The 24,808-nt window shown below is 60.2% G+C and carries 21 protein-coding genes; 10 read left to right on the forward strand and 11 right to left on the reverse strand.

Features of this window, described 5'->3' with window-relative positions:
- Positions 1 to 12: 12 nt before the first annotated feature.
- The 3 genes from DTW90_RS18535 (at position 13) to tehA (ending at position 2,916) form a co-directional block, all read left to right on the forward strand.
- The gene (locus DTW90_RS18535) at positions 13 to 834 is read left to right on the forward strand and encodes an alpha/beta hydrolase (protein WP_149340060.1); all 822 of its coding nucleotides are present in this window, start codon (positions 13 to 15) and stop codon (positions 832 to 834) included.
- A gap of 76 nt (positions 835 to 910) precedes the next feature.
- On the forward strand, positions 911 to 1,879 hold the full coding sequence (locus DTW90_RS18540) for an MBL fold metallo-hydrolase (protein WP_149340061.1): 969 nt from the start codon (positions 911 to 913) through the stop codon (positions 1,877 to 1,879).
- Between the two features lie 41 nt (positions 1,880 to 1,920).
- Complete coding sequence (tehA, locus tag DTW90_RS18545) at positions 1,921 to 2,916, forward strand: dicarboxylate transporter/tellurite-resistance protein TehA (RefSeq protein WP_149340063.1); 996 nt, start codon at positions 1,921 to 1,923, stop codon at positions 2,914 to 2,916.
- Between the two features lie 12 nt (positions 2,917 to 2,928).
- Here tehA and DTW90_RS18550 read toward each other — a convergent pair whose 3' ends face one another.
- A complete protein-coding gene (locus DTW90_RS18550; protein WP_149340064.1) occupies positions 2,929 to 4,065 on the reverse strand; it encodes a citrate synthase in 1,137 nt (378 codons plus the stop codon).
- Between the two features lie 84 nt (positions 4,066 to 4,149).
- On the opposite strand from DTW90_RS18550, the gene DTW90_RS18555 reads away from it, so the two are divergent.
- On the forward strand, positions 4,150 to 5,238 hold the full coding sequence (locus tag DTW90_RS18555; protein ID WP_149340066.1) for a citrate synthase/methylcitrate synthase: 1,089 nt from the start codon (positions 4,150 to 4,152) through the stop codon (positions 5,236 to 5,238).
- Between the two features lie 419 nt (positions 5,239 to 5,657).
- Positions 5,658 to 7,532, forward strand: a complete 1,875-nt coding sequence (locus DTW90_RS18560; protein WP_188079977.1) for an adenylate/guanylate cyclase domain-containing protein — start codon at positions 5,658 to 5,660, stop codon at positions 7,530 to 7,532.
- A 38-nt stretch (positions 7,533 to 7,570) separates the two neighbouring features.
- Here the strand turns inward: DTW90_RS18560 and DTW90_RS18565 are convergent, their stop codons facing one another.
- From DTW90_RS18565 to DTW90_RS18590, 6 genes are all read right to left on the reverse strand, one after another.
- On the reverse strand, positions 7,571 to 9,424 hold the full coding sequence (locus DTW90_RS18565; protein ID WP_149340069.1) for an adenylate/guanylate cyclase domain-containing protein: 1,854 nt from the start codon (positions 9,422 to 9,424) through the stop codon (positions 7,571 to 7,573).
- 6 nt (positions 9,425 to 9,430) lie between these two features.
- Positions 9,431 to 9,964, reverse strand: coding sequence for a FecR domain-containing protein (locus DTW90_RS18570; protein WP_246664973.1), 534 nt, complete (start codon positions 9,962 to 9,964; stop codon positions 9,431 to 9,433).
- A 330-nt stretch (positions 9,965 to 10,294) separates the two neighbouring features.
- Positions 10,295 to 11,923 (reverse strand): CTP synthase, encoded by a 1,629-nt coding sequence (locus tag DTW90_RS18575; protein ID WP_188079978.1) that lies wholly within the window; start codon positions 11,921 to 11,923, stop codon positions 10,295 to 10,297.
- A gap of 144 nt (positions 11,924 to 12,067) precedes the next feature.
- Entirely contained in the window at positions 12,068 to 12,541 is a 474-nt protein-coding gene (gene secG / locus DTW90_RS18580; RefSeq protein ID WP_132524870.1) for a preprotein translocase subunit SecG, read from the reverse strand.
- Between the two features lie 116 nt (positions 12,542 to 12,657).
- Positions 12,658 to 13,428: a triose-phosphate isomerase gene (gene tpiA / locus DTW90_RS18585; protein ID WP_149340073.1), complete on the reverse strand. Its 771-nt coding sequence runs from the start codon at positions 13,426 to 13,428 to the stop codon at positions 12,658 to 12,660.
- Positions 13,429 to 13,539: 111 nt separating this feature from the next.
- Complete coding sequence (locus DTW90_RS18590) at positions 13,540 to 14,430, reverse strand: alpha/beta hydrolase (RefSeq protein WP_132524866.1); 891 nt, start codon at positions 14,428 to 14,430, stop codon at positions 13,540 to 13,542.
- Between the two features lie 216 nt (positions 14,431 to 14,646).
- Here DTW90_RS18590 and parE point away from each other — a divergent pair, with 216 nt between their 5' ends.
- The 3 genes from parE to DTW90_RS18605 all read left to right on the forward strand — a co-directional run bounded on the left by parE (position 14,647) and on the right by DTW90_RS18605 (position 19,386).
- The gene (gene parE, locus DTW90_RS18595; protein ID WP_149340074.1) at positions 14,647 to 16,713 is read left to right on the forward strand and encodes a DNA topoisomerase IV subunit B; all 2,067 of its coding nucleotides are present in this window, start codon (positions 14,647 to 14,649) and stop codon (positions 16,711 to 16,713) included.
- A 185-nt stretch (positions 16,714 to 16,898) separates the two neighbouring features.
- Complete coding sequence (locus DTW90_RS18600; RefSeq protein ID WP_149340075.1) at positions 16,899 to 18,032, forward strand: esterase-like activity of phytase family protein; 1,134 nt, start codon at positions 16,899 to 16,901, stop codon at positions 18,030 to 18,032.
- Positions 18,033 to 18,204: 172 nt separating this feature from the next.
- Positions 18,205 to 19,386 (forward strand): AI-2E family transporter, encoded by a 1,182-nt coding sequence (locus tag DTW90_RS18605; protein ID WP_188079979.1) that lies wholly within the window; start codon positions 18,205 to 18,207, stop codon positions 19,384 to 19,386.
- 4 nt (positions 19,387 to 19,390) lie between these two features.
- Here DTW90_RS18605 and DTW90_RS18610 read toward each other — a convergent pair whose 3' ends face one another.
- Positions 19,391 to 20,530: a DUF2336 domain-containing protein gene (locus tag DTW90_RS18610; protein ID WP_149340077.1), complete on the reverse strand. Its 1,140-nt coding sequence runs from the start codon at positions 20,528 to 20,530 to the stop codon at positions 19,391 to 19,393.
- A 228-nt stretch (positions 20,531 to 20,758) separates the two neighbouring features.
- Here DTW90_RS18610 and DTW90_RS18615 point away from each other — a divergent pair, with 228 nt between their 5' ends.
- Positions 20,759 to 21,475, forward strand: coding sequence for an aldolase/citrate lyase family protein (locus DTW90_RS18615; protein ID WP_188079980.1), 717 nt, complete (start codon positions 20,759 to 20,761; stop codon positions 21,473 to 21,475).
- Positions 21,476 to 21,493: 18 nt separating this feature from the next.
- Here DTW90_RS18615 and DTW90_RS18620 read toward each other — a convergent pair whose 3' ends face one another.
- A complete protein-coding gene (locus tag DTW90_RS18620) occupies positions 21,494 to 22,105 on the reverse strand; it encodes a flavin reductase family protein (RefSeq protein ID WP_149340080.1) in 612 nt (203 codons plus the stop codon).
- A gap of 1 nt (position 22,106) precedes the next feature.
- On the reverse strand, positions 22,107 to 22,688 hold the full coding sequence (locus tag DTW90_RS18625) for a nitroreductase (protein ID WP_149340081.1): 582 nt from the start codon (positions 22,686 to 22,688) through the stop codon (positions 22,107 to 22,109).
- A gap of 109 nt (positions 22,689 to 22,797) precedes the next feature.
- Between DTW90_RS18625 and DTW90_RS18630 the strand changes: the two genes are divergently transcribed.
- A complete protein-coding gene (locus DTW90_RS18630; protein WP_149340083.1) occupies positions 22,798 to 23,916 on the forward strand; it encodes a hypothetical protein in 1,119 nt (372 codons plus the stop codon).
- A gap of 9 nt (positions 23,917 to 23,925) precedes the next feature.
- Here DTW90_RS18630 and DTW90_RS18635 read toward each other — a convergent pair whose 3' ends face one another.
- Positions 23,926 to 24,765 (reverse strand): 1-acyl-sn-glycerol-3-phosphate acyltransferase, encoded by an 840-nt coding sequence (locus DTW90_RS18635; RefSeq protein ID WP_149340085.1) that lies wholly within the window; start codon positions 24,763 to 24,765, stop codon positions 23,926 to 23,928.
- Positions 24,766 to 24,808: the final 43 nt, after the last annotated feature.

A 24,808-nucleotide genomic window follows, 5' to 3' on the forward strand; every position in this document is an offset into this window, starting at 1 on the left:
AGGGGTTTCACTATGCCGACGATTACCACGAAGGATGGCGCCCAGATTTTCTATAAGGACTGGGGCAAGGGACAACCGGTTGTTTTCAGCCATGGCTGGCCGCTGAATGCGGATGCCTGGGACGACCAGCTCTTCTTCGTTGCCTCCAACGGCTACCGCGCCGTCGCCCATGATCGCCGCGGCCACGGTCGCTCCAGCCAGACCTGGGACGGCAACGATATGGACACCTATGCCGATGACCTTGCTGCAGTCATCGAGGCTCTCGATCTGAAGGATATCATTCTGGTCGGCCATTCCACCGGCGGCGGCGAAGTGACCCGCTTTATAGGCCGTCACGGCACGAGCCGGGTGGCGAAGGCTGTGCTGGTCGGCGCCATTCCGCCGCTGATGTTGAAGACGGAGGCCAATCCCGAGGGCTTGCCGCTCTCGGTATTCGACGGCATCCGCGCCGGTGTCGCCGGTGACCGTTCGCAATTCTATAAGGACCTGGCCTTCCCGTTCTATGGCGCGAACCGTGAAGGCTCCAAGGTCAGTGAAGGTCTGCGCGAGCAGTTCTGGCTGCAGAGCATGCAAGTCGGCATCAAGGGCTCCTACGATTGCGTTAAGGTATTCTCCGAGACCGACCTGACGGAAGACCTGAAGAAGTTCGACATTCCGACGCTCTTCATTCACGGCGACGACGACCAGATCGTCCCGATCGTTGCAGCCGCCCGCATCGCTTCCAAGATCGTCAAGGACGCAACGCTCAAGGTCTATCCCGGTGGAGCACACGGTTTGACGGCGACGGAAAAGGACAAGTTCAACGCCGACCTGCTTGCGTTTCTCAAGGCCTGATCGCTGAAGGCCGGCGCTGCAGGGCGCCGGTCTCTCGAAGCATAAACGCACCAAGCATTCCCTGGGGGAAAACATCATGAACAATCATCACCAATCCGGCATGTCTCGCCGAGGCTTTTGCCTGTGCTGCATCGGCGGCGCCGCCTTTGCTGCGACCGGAGCCTGGTTGACTCCAGCCGAGGTCTTTGCCGCCGCCGGCAATATCGTCGACATGATCCGCGATGAGGCCGCAAAAGCCCAGATCAACACACGCAAGCTCAAAGGCGGTGTCAACGTCCTGTCCGGTTCCGGCGGCAACATTGCGGTGCTGACGGGCGATGACGGCAAGGTGCTGGTGGATGCAGGCATCACGGCAACACGGCCTCGTATCGAAAAGGCCCTTGCCGACCTTGGCGACCAGCCCATTACCCACCTCATCAATACGCACTGGCATTTCGACCACACGGATGGAAACGAGTGGCTTCATTCCGAAGGTGCCGAGATCATCGCGCAGCAGAATACGTTGACACATCTCTCTTCCGCGCAGCGCGTTCAGGACTGGGATTTCAATTTTCCCGCCTCGCCTCCTGCCGCCCTGCCGACTGCGCTGATGAATTCGGAACGAACCCTCAAATGGAATGGGGCGACCATCATTCTGAAGCATTATGATCCGGCACATACCGATGGCGATATCTCCGTGACCTTCGAGGAAGCCGACGTCCTGCACACCGGAGATACGTTCTGGAATGGCATCTATCCGTTTATCGATTATTCCACGGGCGGAAATATCGACGGTATGATCAAGGCAGCCGCCGCCAACGTGAAGGCAACGACCAGCAAGACGGTCGTGATCCCCGGCCACGGCCCCGTTGGCAACCACAAACAACTCGTGGCCTTCCACGACATGCTTGCGCATTCGCGCGACAATGTCGCAAAGCTGAAGAAACAGGGACGTTCTCTTGAGGAAGTGGTGGCCGCAAAGCCAACGTCACGATACGATGCTACTTGGGGAAAATTCGTGATAACGCCGCGTTTCTTCACGCAGCTTATTTATGAAGGCGTCTAAGACGCCATATCTTGGGGTCCTGCATTCTAGGAGAATTGGTAATGTCCGCTGTGAAGGTGCCGCTCGTCCCGGCCGCGTTCTTTGGTATGGTGTTGGGACTTGCCGGTCTCGGAACCGCATGGCGGCTTGCGCATCAGGTCTGGCATTTGCCGGCTCTCATCGGTGAGATCATCACCTTTGTTGCGATCGCCGTATGGGCATTGCTGATCATCCTTTTTGCCCTGAAATGGCTGGTGGCGCGCGAAGAGGCTCTCAAGGAGGTCGTCCACCCCGTTCAATGCTGTTTCATCGGGCTGGTGGGCGTCGCCACCATGCTTGCTGCGGGCGGGCTTCTGCCCTACTCGCACGGAGGCGCCGAAGTTCTGTTCGGTCTCGGCGCCCTCTATACCCTGCTCTTCGCCGTCTGGCGCACCGGTGGCCTCTGGCAGGGTGATCGACAGGACGCCATGACGACCCCCGTTCTCTATCTGCCGGCCGTCGCCGGAAGTTTCGTCACCGCCATCATCGCCGGCGCCATCGGTCACCCCGATTGGGGACAATATGCCTTCGGCGCCGGTATCTTTACCTGGCTGGCGATCGAATCCGTACTGCTGCATCGCTTCTATACCGTAGCACTGCCGCCGCCGATGCGCCCGACGCTCGGCGTCCAGCTCGCGCCGGCTCCGGTCGGCGCGGTCGCCTATCTCAGCGTCACTCAGGGGCCTCCTGACATTATCGTGCACGCGATGGTCGGCTATGCCGTTCTGCAGGCGCTGATCCTGCTGCGGCTATATCCTTGGATCAGGCAGGAGCCCTTCGCCCCGTCCTACTGGGCCTTCACCTTCGGCGCGACCGCCCTCGCCTCCGCGCCGCTCCGTCTCATCGATCGCGGCGATACAGGGCTGATCACCGTGCTCGCACCAGTTCTATTCGTCGTGGCCAACATCGTCGTGGGCCTGATTGCGATCGGCACGATTCACCTTGTGGTGACAGGGCGCATGCCCGTCACCTGGGCGGCGCTATCGCAGCGCAATAGAGACGCTGTCGGGCAAGGCTGAGCCGCTATTCCACTACACCTCAAGTGACGGACCCACATAGCGGGCACGGGGCCTTATGAGCCTGCCGCTGGTCACCTGCTCCATGGCATGCGCAAGCCAACCCACGGTACGGGCGAGAGCGAAGATGGTCAGCGGCGCATCTCTCGGCAGGTCGAAGACGTCAGCCAGCGCCGACAGGGCAAAGTCGATATTTCCCCGTTCCCCAACCATCTCCTCCCCTGCGGCCTGAAGTTCCGCAAAGATCGGCGGCAGAGGGATATGCGGCAATAGCGCCTGTGCGCGAACATCCCCGTCCGGATAAAGCGGATGGCCGAAGGCAGGCAGCGACTGTCCTTGCGCCAGGTAGGATTGAACTGCCTCCCTTGCACCCATCGCAGTAGCCGTATCGACCAAACCCGAAACGCCACGCCAAGCCCCGCCATGAAGCGGTCCGGTCAGTGTCGAAAGACCGGATAGCACGACGGCAGAAAGCGTGGCGCCCGCCGATGCCGTAATCCGCGCCGCGAAGGTCGAGGCATTCAGTTCATGATCGGCGAGCAACACCATCGCGCGCCGGATCGGATCAGCCGCCTCGGGACGCTTCCAGTTTTCTGCCAGGCGCTGGTCCAGCGTCATATCGTGGGCGCCGGGTGCCAGCGCATCGGCAACGGTCATCAGGACATCCTCTGCCTCTGCCTGCAGGGCAACGGCGGATCGCCCGAGAGACGGGAGGTCATTAGGTGCTCGATGCGCCAGCGCGGCGAAGGCCGTAGCAAGCCTCGGCTCGGCCATCTGTGAGACCTTTCCATTCAATCGCAAAGGTCGCTTCATATCCCACAGCAGGCAGGCGACGTCTTCCAGCGTCGAGGCCTCGGAGAGCCGGGCGGCATCGCGCCCGCGATAGAAAAGTCTCCCATCGGTGACAGTCGATAAGGCAGAAGAAAGCACCGGATCGCCCCAGCGGATCGCTTCCTCCGCCACCGCCTCACTCTTGCGTCGTCCCGGGTGTCGGGCGGCAAGTTTGTTCACGTCCTCGCCGAAATAGAGGCTGCGTCGCGTGTCCGAAGGATCGGGTTTGGCGCGGATGCGACCACGGCTGACATTGGCATAGAGCGTCTGGGATTTCGTTCCGAGCAGGATAAGCGCCTGTTCAGCCGTCAGCCAGGTCATGGAACCTCACATTGATCAATTTCATCAAGATTGACGTCAATATCATTTGTGCCGATCTAGAGGGAAAGTCAAAGGAGAATGGCAATGAAAAGTGGACTTGATGACGTGGTCGCAGCCGAAACCCAGCTTTCCGATGTTGATGGTGCAGCGGGACGCCTGATCATTCGCGGCGTATCGCTGGACGATCTGGTGGCGACCAGCCACTATGAGGATGTCGCGGCGCTGCTGCTCGGCGGCCTGTTTCAGGAGGATTTTGACGCACGGCGTCTCGACATGTTGCTTGGCGCTGCGCGAGTGGCTCTGTTCAGCCATGTGGAAGCGGCAGGCCCGGCGCTCCTCGCGCTGCCCCCCGTCGATGCCATGCGGGCGCTGCTGGCGCGCGTGGCCGATGGCGACGACCTCGCGACGGCCGTAACCCTGATGGCGGCTCCGGCCGTATTCCTGCCGGCGGTCCTGCGCCTCAAGCGCGGCGATGAGGCGATTCGACCCGATGCAGCTCTGTCTCAGGCTGCCGATATTCTGCGCATGATGAACGGCGTTGCCCCGACCCCGGAGCAGACGGCGGGTCTGGATGCCTATCTGGTTACGATCTCCGACCATGGACTGAACGCCTCGACCTTCGCCTCTCGGGTCATCGCCTCCACGCACGCAGGTCTCACCTCTTCCGTGCTCGCTGCGCTCAGCGCCTTGAAGGGCCCTCTGCACGGAGGTGCGCCGGGACCGGTGCTTGACATGCTGGATGCGGTGGGCAGCCCCGACAGGGCACGCACGTGGCTTGCCCACCAGCTCGATCGCGGTGAGCGCCTCATGGGCTTCGGCCATCGCATTTATCGTGTTCGGGACCCTCGTGCCGATGCTCTCAAAGCAGCCTTGAAACCCATCATCGACGGTGGCCAGGTCGACGCCGAGCGCATTGCCTTGGCCGAAGCGGTCGAGGTCGCGGCACTTGCGCTTCTGAAGGAACGCAAGCCCGATCGACCGCTGGAAACGAATGTCGAATTCTACACGGCATTGCTGCTCGATGCGCTCGGCTTCCCGCGTGAATCCTTCACCGGGGTCTTTGCGATCGGGCGCACGGTCGGTTGGATCGCCCACGCCCGCGAACAGATACTCGAGGGCCGGCTTATCCGCCCGCAGTCGCGTTACGTCGGTCCCATGCCGAAGGCGGCGTGAGAGACGATTCGAGGCGCCGGAGCGATTCGGCGCCTGCTCTCTGCTCACCTCGTCCTGACCGAGCAGTTGCTGATTCCATCCCCCAAATGCGGTCATAGAGGGCGCGCTCTCGATTTTGTGCGCGCCAATTCACCGGATTCGTCGCTTCTTCCCCGTGGTTTTAGCAACGTTAAAACCACGTATCTGGCCCCGGATTCGAGGTTTTATGACCGAAAGGGGTTAGAGAAATTCGTGCTTATATAGCCCTTGTTCCAAAAAGATTAATCCTAAATGCGATCTCGCGAGCTGTGGCATTCGATGCTATCAGCGCCGCTTGGTTGATTTTCGCAGCCGGTGGTGCACACATGGAAAATGCACGACATTGGGATAACATCGGAATAGATTGTTCCTTTGGGACGCAGGATGGATGTGGAGGGCTCTTGGAACGCCGTCTCACTGCGATTCTCGCTGCTGATATCGTCGGCTACAGCCGATTGATGGGCATGGACGAGGCCGGCACGCTGGCAGCGGTCAGGGCTCATCGTGCCGAATTGGTCGACAAGACAATCGCAAACCACCGCGGACGCATCGTCAAGTTGACCGGCGACGGAATGCTCGTGGAATTTCCAAGCGTCGTAAACGCCGTCGCCTGCGCAGCCGAAGTCCAGCGCGGCATGGTCGAGCGCAACAAGGATATCCCGCAGGATAGCCGCATCGAATTGCGCATTGGTGTCAACCTTGGCGACGTGATCGTCGAGGACGGCGATATCTTTGGCGACGGTGTCAATGTGGCCGCACGGCTGGAAAGCATCGCCGAGCCCAATGGCATCGCCATCTCCTCCTCCGTGCACGATCAGATCGGCTCCCGTCTTGATCTCGCGTTCGAAGACCGCGGTGAGCATTTCCTGAAGAATATTGCCCGCGGTGTTCGGGTCTACACGATCTCGTTTGGCGATCCGTCGTCGCATCGCCGGCGCGCGGCTGCCGTCTACCTTGCGGCCCAGGGTGGTGGCAAGCGGCTGGTTGCCGTCTTGCCGTTCACGAATATGAGCGATGATCCGGAGCAGGAATATTTCTCCGACGGCATTACCGAAGACATCATCACCGATCTCTCGAAAATATCGGGCCTGCATGTCGTCGCCCGCAACACCGCCTTCACCTACAAGGGCAAGTCCGTCAAGGTGAAGCAGGTGGCGCAGGAACTCGGCGTCCACTACGTGCTGGAAGGCAGCGTGCGCAAGGCGGCGCGTCGCGTTCGCATCACGGGTCAGCTGATCGACGCCCGCAACGGCGCGCATATCTGGGCGGATCGCTATGATCGTGACCTGACGGACATCTTTGCCATTCAGGACGAGATCACCCATGCGATCGTCAATCAGCTCAAGGTCAAGCTGCTGCCGGACGAGAAAAAAGCGATCGAGAGCGAACCTACCGCCAACGTGGAAGCCTACACCTACTATCTCCGAGGGCGGCAGTTCTCGCATAGCTGGACAAGGACCTATCTTCTGCTGGCGCGGCGGATGTTCCTGAAAGCGGTTCAGCTGGATCCCGGCTATGCCGGCGCCTATGCCGGTATCGCCGCCTGCGATGCGGCACTCAGGGATTGGAATGCCCAGGAATTCCCGCTCGAATGCATCATGAAGGCGAGCGCCAAGGCGGTGGAACTGAACCCCAATCTCGCAGAGGCACAGGCTTCCTACGGATTGGCCTTGCATCAGAGCGGCCGAGACGAGGAAGCGCGCATTGCCTTCGAACGCGCTCTGGAAATCGACCCCACTCTTTATGAGGCCAATTTCCATTATGCCCGCGTCTTTTTCATGCAAGGTTGCTTTCAGGAAGCCGTGCATTATTTCGAACGCGCCGCTGCTATCAGGGAAGATGACTACCTGACGCCGGTTCATCTGATGAGCGCCTATCGCTCACTGGGGCTGCAGGTCGAGCAGGAACGCTGGGCAAGGGTCGGTTTCGAGCGCGCGGAGCGTGCCTTGAACCTCAGCCCCGAGAACTCCGGCCCTGCGCATCGTGGCGCCCTGGCATTGGCGCATATGGGAGATGAGGAACGCGCCCGGGAATGGGCGGAGCGCGCCCTGGCGATTGATCCGGATGATATCGTCGCGCAATACAACATCGCCTGCGTCTATTCGATGCTGGGCGATCTGGATCGCGCACTCGATCTTCTGGAGACGTTGCTCCCGCACAGCTCGAGCTATCATCTCTACTGGTTCCGCAACGATTCGGACCTCGATCCTCTTCGCAGCCTGCCGCGGTTCCAGAAACTGCTGGATTCCGTCGGCGAGGAACCAATAGCGGTATGAAACTTACGAGGGGCCGCACGCGAATGCGCATTGCGGCCCTATATTTTCCATAGCCACACCGCAATCGAACCTGCTCGACCACGAAGCTGGGTTTCCATTGGTCCATCCAGGGTGCCGGTTTGAAAAGGCTCGCTGTCACGACCGGCAACCTTGAGAAGTTCGTCGCTGATCGCAACCTCGTTGCCGAAACGGGCAGCAACCTCCATGAGCCGGCTTGCGACGTTCACAGTGTCGCCTGTCGCTGTGATCTGCTGTCGGCTGCCGCCGCCTAGTCGCGAGGCGACGATGGTACCGAAATGGGCGCCGATCTTGAAACCGATGCGCGACGTCGTTGCCTCCGGAAGCCCTTCAAGCCAGCGCCGCGTACGGTCGGCAAGCCTGACGCAGCAGCGCAAGGCGTTTGTTGCATCCTGCGGTCCCGGTTGCGGCAGGCCGAACAGGATCATGGCGCCGTCACCCATGAAGCTGATGATGGCGCCGTTGTTGGCAATGACTTCATCATCGACAAGATTGTAAAAGTCGTTCAGCAATTCCCGTACTGCCGTCGGACCGATCGTTTCGCTCAAGCCGGTGAAGCCGTTGATGTCAATGAAGACGACAGCTGCGTCCTGCCGGACCGGCTGGGTCAGAAAATCGGGATTACGGGCTAGGAACTCCGTAAGGCCCGGCGCCTGGACGCGCTGCAAAAGCTGGCTCTGCTGCGCGAAATGATGCGCCTGGCGCCTGCCGAGGAGAAGTTGAGCGGCGCCGAAGAGAACTGCCGGCGGCCCAGCCGCCGCCATGGGCAGTGCTGCCGAAAGCCAGATGCCATGTGCGAATGCGGCCAAATTCACCATCGCCCAGAGGAAGATGACGCTCAGGATCGTGGCGATACCGATCGCACTGCGCTGCCAGGCAAGGAGCCCGATGAGCAGGACGGACAAGGCGACCGCCAACCCCGCATCGATGAGCCTGACGTTATGATCACGGACCAGTCCATCGCCGGCCATCAGATGGGTTATCGCGGTCGAGATGACCTCCGCTCCAGGAAAAACAGGATCGAAAGGCGTCGGAAACACATCGCCGCCGCCCGTCACCGTCGCTCCTATGACCACGATATGGTCCTTGATGACGTTCTCGGGAATCTGTCCGTTCAACACCGCGGTGGCGCTGATGGTGCGGATCGTGCCGCGCGGACCGTAAAAGGATAGTGGCAGCATATGGCCTATATCCGTTCCGACCTCGCGATCTCCAAGCAGGATACCATCCGGCTCGATAACCGGATCGGCGCCGCTTGCAAGCGTGGCCACGCGCAGGGGGAAGGAAGGCACTATGCTGGTGCCACTGCGCAGTAACATCGGCACGAAGCGGGGCGCTCCGCTCTTGTCTGTCTGCACGTTGACGAAACCAACCGCAGCCGCATCCGTGAAGCGTCGTTGCGGCAGGAGCAGTTCGCTGGCCTTAGGAAGCCCGGTCAGCAGGTTCTCGCCGGTATCCGCGATCTGCTGCCGGCTCTCTGGAAAGACTGCCGCAGCGGCAAGGACAGTGTTTCCCTGGCCCAGCGCATCTGCCAGGGCCTTGTCGCCCTCCTCCGGCCCCGCGTCGACAAGAAGCATGTCGAGCGCGATCGCCTTGGGCTTCGATTTCTGGATGTTGGTAACGATCTTGGCCAATGTTGCGCGTGGCAGGGGGTAGGCGCCGGCTTGCCGCGCCGTATCGTCATCGATAGCAACTATGGTCACGATATCAGGAGGTGTATGTCGCCCAAGCAGCGTCGTCCTGAAATTCGTCAGCGTCGCTTCGACACCATCGATTACCGGTATGTCGCCCCTGAGATGCAGCACGCCAAGGCTGGCTCCCCATGAGGCCGCGAGGAGGGCCGCGACCAAGGTCAGTAGTGGAGGCTTTCGCATTGTGCGTTATTGACCCAGCCTTGCCATCAGCGCATTGACGCGCGCCGTGGGCCAGCGCTTGACGGTCAACGGCGTGCTAGTGCCTGACTGGACGTCCACCCCCTGCCCGACGCCAAGTACGACGCCGTTTCTTTGGTCCGAGCGACGCACGGAAACACGTCCGCGCAGCACGAGCACAGCCGTCTTGTCGCTCTGAACGTCGACCGCCCAACGAGTTCCTCGCACCGCCGCGATCGCCTGGGGTGTCACCACCTGAAAGCCGCCCTTGACGCGGGCGCTATCGACATCGAGCACGATGGCCTTGCCATCGAGCGAAGCCGCGTCGATCTGGCCGTCGCCATTGCGGTCCAGAAACTGGAAGCGTGCGCCGCTTTCCGCCGTGATGCTTATTCCGCGGCCGCAATGCAACGTCAGCCGTGTCGTCGCGTTGACCGGTTGAAGCGAACAACTGGCTGCGGATTGCGCCAGCGCGTCCTGGGCTCCGAATGCACATAAAGCCACGGCGAACGCGATCCGAACCAGTCCGTTTTTCCCGTCCATGGTCATTCCCTCTGATCGGTGTGCCGCTTCGCGTGGGGCTGTCGCGGCCGTTCGAGACCGGATGATGCGTCACGCGCCGCGGATCTGCAAGCCGTTGTAGCCTTTTAGCCTTTTGGAGCAAGGCGGATTCCCCCGTCGCACCGAAGCTGACACCGAGAAGTGATCCTATCAGCTCTCGGTACCATCAGCCTATGAGGTTCCCCGACGAGACTGTCACCGCCTCGCGTCAGAGCACGCTCGGGAATTGAAAAGATTATGTGATGCCGGAAATAGCAAAACCCGGCCTTCGCCGGGTTTTGTGTCTCATACATCTAAATGTCCGGGAAAGGCCTAGACCAAACGGCTCTGTTCCAGCGCCGCTTCGATGAAGCTTGCAAACAACGGATGCGGATCGAGCGGGCGGGATTTCAGTTCCGGATGGTACTGAACGCCGATGAACCAGGGATGATCCGGATATTCGATCGTCTCGGGCAAGATGCCGTCAGGCGACATGCCGGAGAAGATCAAGCCACAATTCTCCAGTCGGTCCTTGTAGTCGATATTGACTTCGTAGCGGTGGCGATGGCGTTCCGAGATATCGGTCGAACCGTAGATCTGCGCGATCTTCGTATCTTTCTTGAGGGCTGCCCTGTAGGCACCGAGGCGCATCGTGCCGCCGAGGTCGCCCGATGCGGTGCGCTTCTGCAACTCGTTGCCCTTCAGCCACTCGGTCATCAGACCGACGACGGGCTCCTTGGTCGGACCGAATTCCGTCGAAGATGCCGCTTCCACGCCGCCGAGATTGCGCGCCGCCTCGATCACAGCCATCTGCATGCCGAAGCATATGCCGAAATACGGCACCTGCCGCTCGCGGGCGAAGCGCGCCGCATGGATCTTGCCTTCCGAGCCGCGCTCGCCGAAGCCGCCCGGAACGAGAATGCCATGGACCTTCTCGAGATAGGGCGCCGGATCTTCCTTCTCGAAGACTTCCGATTCGATCCACTCGAGCTTGACCTTGACCCGGTTGGCGATGCCACCGTGGTGAAGCGCCTCGATCAGCGACTTGTACGCATCCTTGAGACCGGTGTACTTGCCGACAATTGCGATCGTCACTTCGCCTTCCGGAGTACGGATGCGGTTGCAGACCTCTTCCCACTGCTCCAGACGCGGTTTCGGTGCCGGCTCGATGCCAAATGCGGCCAAAACTTCGTTGTCCAGGCCTTCCTTGTGATAGGCCATGGGCACGTCATAAATGTTGGCAACATCGAGCGCCTGGATGACGGCAGACGGCCGCACGTTGCAGAAGAGCGAGAGCTTGCGGCGCTCTGCCTCCGGAATTTCGCGGTCGGCGCGAACCAGCAAGATATCGGGATGAATACCCAGCGCCCGCAGTTCCTTGACGGAGTGCTGCGTCGGCTTGGTCTTCAATTCGCCGGCCGCCGGAATATAGGGCATCAGCGTCAGGTGGACGTAGATTGCGGTGCCGCGCGGCAGGTCGTTACCGAGCTGGCGGATCGCTTCCATGAAGGGCATGGCTTCGATGTCGCCGACCGTGCCGCCGATTTCACAGATGACGAAATCGTAGTCATCATTGCCCTCGGTGACGAAATCCTTGATCTCGTTGGTCACATGCGGAATGACCTGAACGGTGGCGCCGAGATAGTCGCCGCGGCGTTCCTTGTCGATGATATTCTTGTAGATGCGACCGGTGGTGATGTTGTCGGTCTTTGTCGCCGAACGGCCGGTGAAGCGTTCGTAGTGACCGAGATCGAGGTCGGTTTCCGCTCCGTCGTCGGTGACGAAGACCTCGCCGTGCTGGGTCGGGCTCATGGTGCCCGGATCCACGTTCAGATAGGGGTCGAGTTTGCGAAGCCGGACCCGATAACCACGGGCCTGCAACAACGCTCCGAGAGCCGCGGCCGCAATTCCTTTTCCAAGAGAAGAAACCACGCCGCCAGTGATGAATACATATCGCGCCATGGGAGTCACCGGATACCTTTTAACAAATGATTCCGCCAGCCCAAAAATTCCTTTCCGGATTTTTTGGAAGCTAAGCGGAACGTCGACAAAAGAAAACCGGCAGATCCTGAGACCTGCCGGAAGATGATTTCTTGAACTCTCGGCTTACTGACCTGTCGGTACGCCGGAGTTGCCTTGCGCCGGTGCGGTCGCAGCCGGTGCCTGACCTGCCGGAGCGGGCTGTCCCGCCGCCGGAGCCTGAGGTGCGGCATCGCCGCTATTCGGAACGCCATTGCCGGCCGGAGCGGGAGCCTGGCCGTTTGCCGGCTGAGCGCCCTTGTTGCCGCCGAGCGAATCGAGAATGCCGTTGCCTTGGCCGCTCGTTGCCGGAATCCGGTCGAGAATATCGGTCGGACGGCCTTCGAAGCGCGACAGCACGTTCATACCGAGCGCCAGAACGAAGAACAACGCTGCAAGAATTGCAGTCGTTCTCGTTAGGACGTTTGCCGTTCCGCGAGCCGACATAAAGCCGGACCCGCCGCCGATACCGAGCCCGCCGCCTTCCGAGCGCTGGATCAGCACGACGCCGATCAAGGCGATGACAACCATGAGATAGATGACAAGCAGTACGGTTTGCATAGATCCAGTCCTGCCCACTTACGCGGGCATAATGAAGAAAAGCTGGCGGCTCTTTACATGAGGCTTTCATCTATTCCAAGTCTTTTTGACCGGGGAGTAGATGAGAGTTCAGGCGATCAGGCCGGAAGTTGCTCGTATGCACCGTAAATGGCGAGGAAGTCCGCCGCTTTCAAGCTCGCCCCGCCAACAAGAAGTCCATTGACCTCGGGGATGCGGATCAAATCGCGCGCATTGGTCGGGTTGGCCGATCCGCCGTACAATATCCGCATCTTTTGCCCCTCGTCCCCGAATAGTTCCACGAGCCTTGCTCGCATGAATGCGTGCGCTGCCTCGATGTCGGCAGCCGTAGGCGTGTGGCCGCTACCAATGGCCCAGACGGGCTCGTAGGCAATGACGGTCCTGTCGGCCCTCGCTCCCTCTGGAACCGAAGCGCATATCTCTTTGTTCAACACATCCAGCGTACGGCCGTCTGCGCGCTCCTCCGCCGTTTCGCCGACGCAGATGATCGCCGTCAGGTCGGCTTCATGGGCAGCCGCGGCCTTTGCGCGAACGAGCTGGTCGGTTTCTCCGTGATGCGTCCGGCGTTCGGAATGGCCGACGATGACATAGGTGCCGAAGCAGTCGGCAATCATATCGGCGGAAATGTCACCGGTATGCGGGCCACAGCGATCCTGGTGGCAGTCCTGGGCCCCAATCGCCAGTGGACTGTCGTCGGCGAGTGCCGTCGAGACGTAGAGCAACGTCGACGGCGGGCAAAGCAGCGCCTCGATCTTTTCGGAAAGCGGTCCCTTTACTCCTTCCGCGATCGCCTTGATCTGGGTCAGGCACTCCCGAGTGCCGTTCATTTTCCAGTTCCCCGCAACGAGCGGACGCATTTTTGTTGTCATTCTTCGCTTCACTCCCCTGGCTCTTAGTCGGACTAACAAAACCGCCGTGAAAATGAAAGTTGCCTAAGGAATTCAAATCGTTTGAAAATTTACGATCTACGAAAATAGTCTCTAGCGGCTAGTTGCGAGGATCCAGTTTAGCATCTTTCGCCAGTCCGTCATGCGTATTGGTGTGCCGTGATTGCCGGTCTGGTAGAGCGTGAACCGGGTTGGGTAGCCACCCTTGTAGAGCTGCTCGAACAGCGCCTCCTGGGCAGCTGGCGGATAGACCGGATCTCGGCTCCCCTGTGCAAACCAGAGCGGCAGTTTGGACTTGTAGAAGACGCTCTTGGTGAAATCCGGATCGGTGACGCCGCTGAGGATCGCCATGCCCTTCAGCCGTTTCACGCTTTCGCCGTCGCGGGTAATCCCCCAGCAGATGAAGCTGCCCATGGAGCCGCAGGTCAGGATGACGGGCTTTCCGCCTGATTGCTCATAGGAATATCGGATCAGCGCCGCAATATCGGCGACACCATCGCTGTCGAAGGTCTTCACGCTTGGCGCATAGTAGGTACCGCCATTGTCGACTGCCAGGTTCTTCAGCCGGTTGAAGTTGCCGCCGAAGGTGTAATCGTTCGAGCCGAGCCTCCGGTCGCCACCCCGCCCGTGAATGAAAATCACGGTGAAGGCCTGTTTCGCGTCGAGCCCCGTTCGGGATACATCGACCTTACGATCGCCCAATGTCAGCGTCTGATCCTGTTGCTTCCAGCGCACGCCAAGCGAAACGTAGGGACCCTTGACCCGCCGCTCGGGGATTTCATCGCGGCCGTTGATATCGCGCATTTCCTGATAGTCGATCGTCTCGAAAGCGCCGTTGTCGTGGCTCTCGATGACGGTCTGTTTCGAAAAGAGCTCGTCTTTGAAGGGTTTCAGCGCGCCGTCAGTCGCGCCGGCGCTGCCGGCGAACGGCAGAATGGCCACAATTGCAGCGATAATGACGAAATGAATTGTGGACATTTGCATGTGAACGCTTCCCTTGCTGCGTCCGAGGCTTGCTATCGAACGCCCGGCAACGCACATCTTCTTCAAATTTATTCCGCCAAACCGGCGGCGTCGCGCTTTCGGGCGATTTCTGGCAAAATTTGTCTGATTCGCAAACGTGACATCAAATGCGGTGATTTTGGGGTTCGGCGCGATCCCGCGCGACCGCCGGCCCTCTAGGAAGATCTGAACGACCCCATGGAAGAAAGCAACGACCTCTTTGCCGGATTGCCGGTTTCTCCGAAACAGGAAACGGCAGAAAAAGCCCCAGCGCCAGTCGAAAAGGCTGCCGCCGCCCCTGCCCCGCGTCCGGCACCTCCAGCTCAGTCCTCTTCCGACACCTACGACGCCTCTGCCATCCGCGTGCTTGAGGGTCTGGAACCCGTGCGCATGCGCCCCGGCATGTATATCGGTGGTACGGACGAGAAGGCGCTGCATCATCTCTTCGCTGAAGTCATCGACAACTCGATGGACGAGGCTGTTGCCGGACATGCCAACTTTATCGAAGTCTATCTCGATCGTCAGGGTTATCTGACCGTTACCGATAACGGCCGTGGCATCCCAGTCGAGAACCACCCGCAGGTCCCCGGCAAGTCCACGCTTGAAGTCATCATGACCAAGCTCCATGCGGGCGGTAAGTTCGACGGCAAGGCTTACGAGACCTCGGGCGGTCTGCACGGCGTCGGTGTGTCTGTCGTCAACGCGCTGTCGGACGATCTGGAAGTCGAGGTTGCCCGCAATCGCAAGCTCTATCGCCAGCGCTTTTCGCGTGGCCTGCCGCAGGGCGGGCTGGAAGAGCTCGGCGACGTCCATAATCGCCGTGGCACGCGCGTTCGTTTCCATCCGGATCCGCAGATCTTTGGCGATCATGCCAGATTCGATCCTGCCCGCGTCTTCCGCATGGCGCGCTCGAAGGCCTATCTTTTCGGCGGTGTCGAAATCCGCTGGAGCTGCGAAGAGGGAATTCTGCCCGAAAATTCCGACATACCGGACAAGGCAGTCTTCCACTTCCCCGGTGGCTTGAAGGACTATCTTCAAGCGACGATGGGAAAGGAATTCACGGTCACCCGCGAGATCTTCGCCGGCAAAACGGAAAAGACCAGCGGTCATGGTTCGCTCGAGTGGGCCGTGACCTGGTATGGCGGCGATCCGCAAATCCATTCCTATTGCAACACGATTCCGACGCCTGAAGGCGGCACGCATGAGGCGGGCCTCCGCCTCGCCCTGCTGCGTGGCCTGAAGAATTATGCCGAACTGACGCAGAACAAGCGTGCGAAGGAAATCACCAGCGATGACGTGATGATCTCGGCCGCCGGCATGCTCTCCGTTTTCATCCGCGAGCCGGAATTCGTCGGCCAGACCAAGGACAAACTTGCAACGGTCGAGGCTCAGCGCATCGTCGAAAATGCGCTGCGCGACCCTTTCGACCACTATCTGACCGACAATCCAGGCGAAGCCGAAAAGCTTCTCGACTGGGTGATCGAGCGCGCCGAGGAGCGTCTTCGTCGCCGCAAGGAAAAGGAGGTCAACCGCAAGACGGCGGTGCGCAAGCTGCGCCTGCCCGGCAAGCTCGCCGACTGCGCGCAGAATACGGCGGCAGGCGCCGAACTCTTCATCGTCGAAGGTGACTCGGCAGGTGGTTCGGCCAAGCAGGCGCGCAACCGCGCCAACCAGGCGATCCTTCCCCTGCGCGGAAAGATCTTGAACGTCGCCAGCGCCGGCCGCGAAAAGCTGTCTGCCAACCAGCAGATCTCGGACCTGATCCAGGCGCTCGGCAGCGGTACGCGGTCTAAATACCGCGACGAGGATCTCCGCTACGAACGCATCATCATCATGACTGATGCCGACGTCGACGGCGCTCACATCGCTTCGCTGCTGATTACCTTCTTCTATCAGGAAATGCCGGAGCTGATCCGCGGCGGCCATCTCTTCCTGGCCGTGCCGCCGCTCTACAAGATCACGCAGGGCGCAAAATCCGCCTATGCCCGCGACGATGGCCATCGCCAGGAGCTGATGGACACCGAGTTCAAGGGCAAAGGCAAGATCGAAATCAGTCGCTTCAAAGGCCTCGGCGAAATGCTGCCGGCGCAATTGAAGGAAACGACCATGGATCCCTCGAAGCGCACGCTTCTCAAGGTGGCGATCGACGAGGTCGATTTCGAAGGCACACGCGATGCCGTCGATAATCTCATGGGCACCAAGGCCGATGCCCGCTTCCGCTTCATTCAGGAGCGGGCGGCATTTGCGGAAAATCTCGATATCTGAGTTCGAGGCATACGGGAGCGGATCAATCCGCCATTCGCTGCCCAGCCAAGATTTGGCTGGGTCGGCAATCAATTTATCGGCAGGACCGCACAGCGTAACAAAGGCGTCACAAGGCAGTGCATAGATATGCTGCCGGTTCTCTGTCATCCGGCGTTCCCTTTGATCCAATGTTGCCGGACCCTTCCATGCTTAAGCCCTTTTTGACGACCAGTGCACTTGTTCTGTTGTTCAACGCCAGCGCTTACGCCACCGGGATCGGCCAGACCATCGACGTGCCCTGCCCGTTCGGCGATTGCAAAGCGGGGATAAGCCTCTCCTATCTCGGCGAATTCGATATCCCCACGGGCTTCATGGAAGGCGGCGTGGAGGTCGGAGGTCTGTCGGGCATCGATTTCGATCCCGCGACCGGTCATTATATTTCGATCAGCGACGATCGTTCCGAGAAGGCGCCTGCCCGCTTCTACGATCTCGACATTGATGTCAGCGCGGACGGTCTGAAGGGCGTTACCGTCGTCGATCATGTGGTCCTGAAGGACAATAGCGGCGAACCCTTTGCGATCCGCACCGTCGATCCGGAATCGATCCGCATTGGCAAGGACGGCATTTATTGGAGCAGCGAAGGCGACGGCAAGGCGCTGCTGCCGCCCTTCGTCCGCGTCGCTAAGCCGGACGGCAGCTTCGTCAGGGAATTCACCCTGCCCCAGGGTTTTGCGCCCACCGCAGATCACAGCACGGGCATCCGTGATAATCTTGCCTTTGAAAGCACGACCTTCCTGCCTTCCGGCGATTTTCTCGTCGGCCTCGAATCCGCCCTCTATCAGGACGGACCGATGACGACACTCACCAACGGAAGTCTCGACCGCGTGATCCGCTACGATGCGGCGACCGGCGAACAGAAGGCGCAGTATGTCTATCCCGTCTCGCCGATTCCGCAGGGCGCCGCAAAGCCGGACGGCTGGAACGATTTCGGCATGTCCGAATTTCTGGCTCTGGACGACCATCACCTTCTATCGATCGAACGTGGCTACGCACAGGGCGTCGGAAACTCTGCCGTGATCAACATGTTCGATCTCGACGGCGCGACCGATGTGAAGGACATCCCTTCGCTCGCCAAGGCAGACCAGCGGATCGTACCGGTCCGGAAGGCTCAGGTCATGGATCTGCGCTCGCTCGGCCTTGGACCGGACAATGTCGAGGGCGTGGCGCTGGGCAAGGCCAAGGACGGAACCGACGTCCTGATTTTCGTGGCCGACAACAATTTCAATCCGACCCAGAAGACACAGTTCTACGCCTTCAAGGTCGTTCGTCGTCCGCAATAAGGCTTCGCACTGCTCTTAGCTTTGATGCGTTCAGGACCTGCTGCTCGCAGCGGTAGTCTTCATCTTGTCATGCCGCCGTATTATATGCGCGCGGCAGCTGTTCCCCTTGAAACAGCCCAGATCATGGCCCATAACCGGTTCATGTAAGAAGAAACTGAAGAAGTGAAGCCGGGTGGGTATGTTCGAACGACAGAATCCGAGAGAGCCGAGATGGCTGGGGCCTTCCGCGTCGGCGCGGGTCGCCCTTATTCCCTCGATTTCGGCTGCTCGATGGCTGCTGCTTTTCATTGCCCTTGCCGCCATCTATTTCTTCTACGGCTTCATCATTCCGGTGCTGGCCGCCCTGGTGATCGGCTTTGCCACCTGGCCGCTCTATAGCGATCTCCTGCGCCGTACCGGCGGCAACCGCACGATCGCCGCCACCATCGCGATCATTCTGATTGTCACCTTCCTCGTCCTGCCGATCGTCTTTGCGGTCATCTACACGTCGGGCGAAGTCCGTGATTGGTTCGCCTGGGCGGTGCATGCCAACCGTTTCGGCGCTCCGACGCCGCAATGGATCGTGGCATTGCCCGTTGTCGGCTCGTGGCTGGATGAGCAGTGGACGCAATATATCGGCGATCCCGGCTCGATCGGCGAGCTCGCGCAGGTCGTCAGTGGCGCCAATATCGGCAATATCTACCGCGCGGTTCTGGCAGCCGGCGGCGGCGCCTTCCATGTGGTGCTGACGCTTCTTTTCATGCTGATCGCGCTGTTCTTCGTCTATCGCGACGGGGCGTCATTCGTGCGCCAGCTCGACCTGATCGGCGAGCGCATCCTGCCGAACCGCTGGGAGCGCATCTCGCGCGTCGTGCCGGCCACCATCAGTTCGACAGTCATGGGAATGACGGTCATCGCCATTGGCGAGGGCATCGTTCTCGGCCTCGCCTATTGGGTTGCCGGCGTCCCCTCTCCTGTCACGCTTGGCGTTCTGACCGGGATCATGGCGCTTGTTCCGGGCGGTGCTCCGCTTTCGTTTACGCTTGTCGCGATCTACCTCCTGGCCAACGGTGATCATGTCGCCGGTATCGGTCTGGTGATCTGGGGAACGGTCGAGCTCTTCATCGTCGACAAGACCTTGCGCCCCAAGCTTGTTGGTGGACCGATCAAATTGCCTTTCCTGCCCACCTTCTTCGGCCTTGTCGGCGGCGTGAAGACCATGGGTTTCCTCGGCCTGTTCATCGGCCCGGTTCTGATGGCAATCATCGTCGCAATCTGGCGTGAATGGATTCGTGAAGTGGAGTTGGCCGAGGAGCAGGCTCAGCGCGAACCGGAGCTTCAGCTCCGTATCCATCGGGAAGCTTCCGAAGGCTGATCTTTCAAGCGGCTGCGAGAGAAGCAAGCGAGGCGAAGCTGCGGGCCGATTGCCTCTGTTCAGCAATATGCAGCTTTTCGACCATGTCCATCAGCTCGGTTGCGGCTGGGGATACGCTGTCCTTGCGGCGGAATATCTGCAGGAGCCGCGACGACACGTTTTCAAGGACAGACCCGGCATCCGCCCGGGAGGCATTGCGCCAGAGCAGCGTGGCCTCCACGAAAATGGCGCTGATATCGCGCGGCAGGCCTGCGGATTCATATAGCGCCCGCACCGCATGCATGCGGCCATTGCCGAGGATCGAGCGCACGCGGCGTTCGTCGCAGCCGGAAAGGCTGACGATGGTCGCCGCAAAGAAATCCACCTTGCCGGAGCAGAGCGCATGCATCAGGAATGCGGGCGTAAGCCGGCCGGAAAGCCGCAGGTGCTCGACCAGTTCCGGAATATCTTCGTGCCGCACGGCGCCGGCAATGGTAACGGTCGCGGTCTCGCCGGCTTCGCGGGTGATATGGCGCAGTCGCTGGCTTCCGATGGCGGCCTGCACGAGATTGAAGCCTGAAAGCGCCTCGCTGACGCGCTGCATCAGCAAATGACGCGCATCTGAAGGCAGATCTTCCCGCTCAAGCAGCAGCCTGCGCACGTCGCAGCAGTCGCCAAGCCGCTCGGCTACACGCTTCAGCGAGGCGCGTGAGATGGCTGCTCCATCATTCTCCAGAAGGCAGAGAACATCCTCCTCGCCTCCCACTTCGGCGAGCGCGGCCGAAACCGATCGCGAGACCGAGCCGCGTGAAGCGATCAGAATTCGGGTGACGCTCGTGCCTCGTGCAGCAAGATCGACCAGATCCACGTCCGAAAAGAGCGGCGAGGAAATAATGACCTGGCCGGCAATCTCGGGCTGGTCTTCCGCGAGCGATAAAATTACATTCCGTGGTGCAGCATCCGAATGGGCAAGTGCTTCTGCGAGGGACAATCGCACACGAGGCGACGGATCATCGAGCAGGTAAGTCATTGCCATTTCGGCAGCAGCGCGTTCTTCGGTAGGCATCGAAGACTGAAGATAGGCCCGGCCCAATGCATTGGCTGCCTTCGCCCTGTCTCCGGTCTTGGCGGTTTCCGCCCAGCGAAGAAATGCTTCTACGATCACGTTACGCCCCAATACTTGCGGGACAATCCTTGTCCGCCAACTACAGCATTCACGTTACCTTCAAAAAGTTTATGATTGGTTCACCATATTCATTAACCGCTGACCGAGATATGTGACCGTTTATGGGGCGGTCCCCCTCCCCGGAGGATCCAATTCCAGCTAAGGTAGTTTACGTAACGTAATGCATCCTGCGTAGGGCCTGTTGAGGCCAAGTTGGGGAAGTTCCGCTTGATTAGGTCCTGGTTCCTGGCGCCTGCGGGCAACGAAACGAAGCTGGTCGAAGGTCTCGCCAGCAATGCCGATGCGTTCGTCCTTGACCTGTCCCAAGCGCAGGCCGTGAACGCCGAGGAAGCTCGCCTTGCAGCTGCCGATCTCCTGCGGCAGGATCATTCCTCGGCCATGGTGTTCTACGTCATGACCCATGCTTCCGGGAGCGATCTTCTGCAAGGTGATCTCGAGGCTCTGGTTCCTCTCGAACCTGCCGGCATCGTCCTTCCGCATGCCGACGGCGGCTCCGATCTGCAGCAGCTCGATGTTATGATTTCCGTTCAGGAAGCTCTGGCAGGGCTTCCCGTTGGCCGCACGAAAATCGTGGCCCTGACCGGCGATCATGCCGGGGTCGCCTTTTCGGCCGGCAGCTATCGTGCCAAATCGCAGAGATTGGAAGCGCTGGGATGGTGGGCCGATCGGGCAGCCGGCAATATCGGCGTCAACCGTCTGCATGAATCGAACGGCCGTCTGGCAGCTCCCCTCGAAGCCGTCCGTACCTTGACCCTGCTCGGAGCCAGCACCGCGGGTGTCGGCGCGATCGACACGCCCTCGGCAGCCATGGATATCGAACATTTCCGCGTCGAATGCGACTCGGCTCGCGGCGATGGCTTTGCCGGCAAGATCGCCATCAGCGCCGAACAGGCGGCCGTCATCAACACGGTCTTTGCCGCCTGACGGGCTTCAGCGTCGAGCCTAGCTCTGCGGCGGCTTGGGGCGGATCATCTCGAAGACCTCGCTGCCTTCGCTATAGTCCATGTAGCCCATGCGAGCCACAGGTCTCGCCAGCGACATGTCCAGGCGCCCGTTCCGAATGATCGTCTCGTCGATGTGAATGCCGACGACCTGGCCGAAGACCATGACATTCAGAGCCGGCTCGCCGGAGAGCGTCCTCGGATTGAGAATCTCGGTTACCCGGCACTCCAGAACAGCAAACGCCTCGGCAACATAGGGTGCGTCTACCAAGGTACCGGTCTTTGCCGTGAGGCCCGCCAGTTCGAACTCGTTTACGCCGTACGAGACGGCGATCGACGAGGCATTCATCTTCTCCACGAGATTGCGGCTGACGAGATTGGCGGTAAAGACACCCGTCTCTTCTGCGTTCCTGACGCTGTCCTTCTTGCCGTCGGACGAGAACATGACAATCTTCGGCCGATCGCATACAGCGTTGAAGAAGGAATAGGGCGACAGGTTGATCGACCCGTCGCTCCCCTTGCTGCCGATCCAGCCGATGGGGCGCGGCGCAACGATGGCCTTGAACGGATCGTGCGCCAGACCGTGCTGGTTCGCATCGGTCGCATAGAACATATTACTCTCCGCCGACCCAGGTTACGGTTTCGACCAACTCCGGACGGGGCCGTTCTGTCGACGGAAAGGTGCTCGAACCGATATGGATGAAGCCGGCGACCTTCTCGCCCGGCTGTACGCCGAGAACCGGATAGGCGCGTTCATCATAGGCGAACCACTCGGTCAGCCAGTTCGAAACCCAGCCATGGGCATTGGCCGACATGAGCAGATTGAGGCACAGGGCGCCCGCCGACATCAACTGTTCCCATTCCGGAATCTTGACATGCGGTGCCGCCTTGCTAACGACGGCGATAACGACGGGGGCGCGGGTGAAGCGCGCGCGTTCGACCTCGATCATCTCGGGCGACAGGTCCGGTTTTGCCGTCAACGCGAGCTTCAAAAGCTCCTCGCCGATGCGCTTCCGCTCCTCTCCGCGATAGACGATGAAACGCCAGGGGGCGAGCTTTCCGTGATCCGGAACGCGCGAGGCAATACGCAGAATGTCCTCGATTTCGGTCTTGTCCGGGCCGGGCTCGGACATCTGGAAGGCTGGGATAGATCGGCGGACCGCAAGATAATCGATCAGCTTAATATCATTTTTCATGGATGAATTGCTTTCGTCGAGATGCGCAAGGCGGACAGGTCTTGAATTTGCCACTGGATTGGTCTTGAAGTGGCCTTTGTCGCTCAAGAAGTCAATCGGTTGGGAACGCATGTCAGCTACTTTGGCCCTCGCCCGGATCGGCTTTGCAATCGCCGCGCTGGTGGTGATGCCGCTGACTGCTGCTGCCGAGGACGCCTTCAAGGAATTCAAGCAGCTCGATACGACCTCCAAGATGCCGAAGCTTAACGCCTTCATGGCGCCAGGCGCGGCTAAACCGAGCAATTCGGAGCTGCGCGAAGTTGCCTTCGATGCAAAGATGACAGCTGATGGTCAGGCTGTGCAGCAGGGCCTGTCCTGGTACGTTTTCAGTCCGATCCCGGGTGCTGACGGCAAGTTGCCGCTGGTTGCCAGCTCGAAGGGCGGATCGGCCGATTTTCAGCTCGCTCCAGGGGATTATTTCGTCAACGTTTCCTTCGGACGCGCTGGCGTCACCAAGAAACTGACCGTGCCTGATAGCGGTGCCATACAAAAGCAGGTCATGGTGCTTGATGCCGGCGGCATCGTGCTCAATGCCGTCTCGGGCTCCGACGTGCGCATCCCGCCCGGCGAACTCAGCTTCTCGATCTATTCGAGCGACGTGAAGGAGGATGGGACGCGCGGTCTCGTGATGGCCGACGTCAAGCCGAACACGCTGATCGGCATCAGTGCCGGCACCTACCACGTCGTTTCGGAATACGGTCAAGTCAACGCGATCATCCGTGCAGATATCCAGGTGGAATCGGGCAAGGTGACCGAGGCGACGATCCAGCACCGCGCCGCAAAGATCACGCTCAAGCTCGTCTCGGATGCCGGCGGAGAAGCCATTGCCGATACGGCTTGGTCGGTACTGACGTCATCGGGCGATATCGTTGCGGAAAGCGTCAGCGCCTTCCCGACCATGGTCCTGTCGGAAGGGGTGTATACGGCCGTCGCCCGCAACAAGGACAAGATCTACCAGCGCGATTTCAACGTGACCGCCGGGCAGAATTCCGATGTCGAGGTATTGTTGAGGGAGCAGCCGCAGGAAGTGCAGGAACCGCTGCGGCAGGAGGATCAGGCCGTTCCCGCCGTTCAGCAAGTCGTGCCGCAACAGGCGTCGCCAGCTGAGCAACCTCATCCGGCTGGCAAAGCACCGCTTCCGACCTATGAACAGCTTGCCCCCGGCGAAAGCGGCACCAGCATGGATTGACGGGGCTGACTAGGCTCGCTTCAAAAACGGCCGCCGCGGCGGCGCCATGGAAAAGACAGCACTATAGAGCCGCGACAGCAGATCCTTGCGATCATTGCCCTTGTTCAACGATTCCCACGATATCAGCTCGCCTACATGGGAGGTGATCGTGCTGCCGGACAGCCGACGAAATTCGCGGATCAACAGTGAAAGGCGCAGCGTCAGCGAAAGCCGGCTCGCGAGGTGGAAGAGCCTGCCGTTCTGCCCTTCGAAATAGATCGGAATGACGCTAGCGCGCGCAGACTGCACGAGCTTTGCCGGGAACATCTTCCAGGGCAAGTCCTCTGCCCTGCCGAAGCCCTTTTTTGCAGTTGCAACTCCGCCCGCGGGAAAGACGATGATCGTCGTTCCTTCCTTCAGAATACGAAGGGCCTCATGCCGCGTGCGCATGTTGATGGCCAGTGCTTCCTTGGTCTCGTCGAAGGAGATCGGCAGGGAGTAATCCGCCATCTCAGGCACTTTCAGGAGCTCATTGTGAATGAGCACCTTGAACGGGCGACCGAGCTGCTCGGCGAGCGCGAGAACAGCAATGCCGTCACCGATGCCGAAGGGATGGTTCGCGACGATGACAACGGGCGTATCGTCGGTGAGGTTGCGCGGCGGCCATTCGCCCCTGATATCCATGCGAACGTCGATAAGGTCCAGCATCTTGCCGAACACCCGCTCGCTCTTGCCGACGATATCCGTACGCCAGATATCGTAAAGGCGCGCGTAACGGTCACGGCCGGACAAGCCCTCGATCGAGCGAATGAACCAGCGCTTCAGACGCGGGTCCCGTTCATTGGCATAGGACAATTCTTTGAAATTCAAATGGGCACCGGGCGCTGCCCGCTCCTCGATCATTCAGGGGCCA

Origin of the sequence: Neorhizobium sp. P12A (assembly GCF_008365395.1) — a bacterium.
Taxonomy (GTDB): domain Bacteria; phylum Pseudomonadota; class Alphaproteobacteria; order Rhizobiales; family Rhizobiaceae; genus Rhizobium.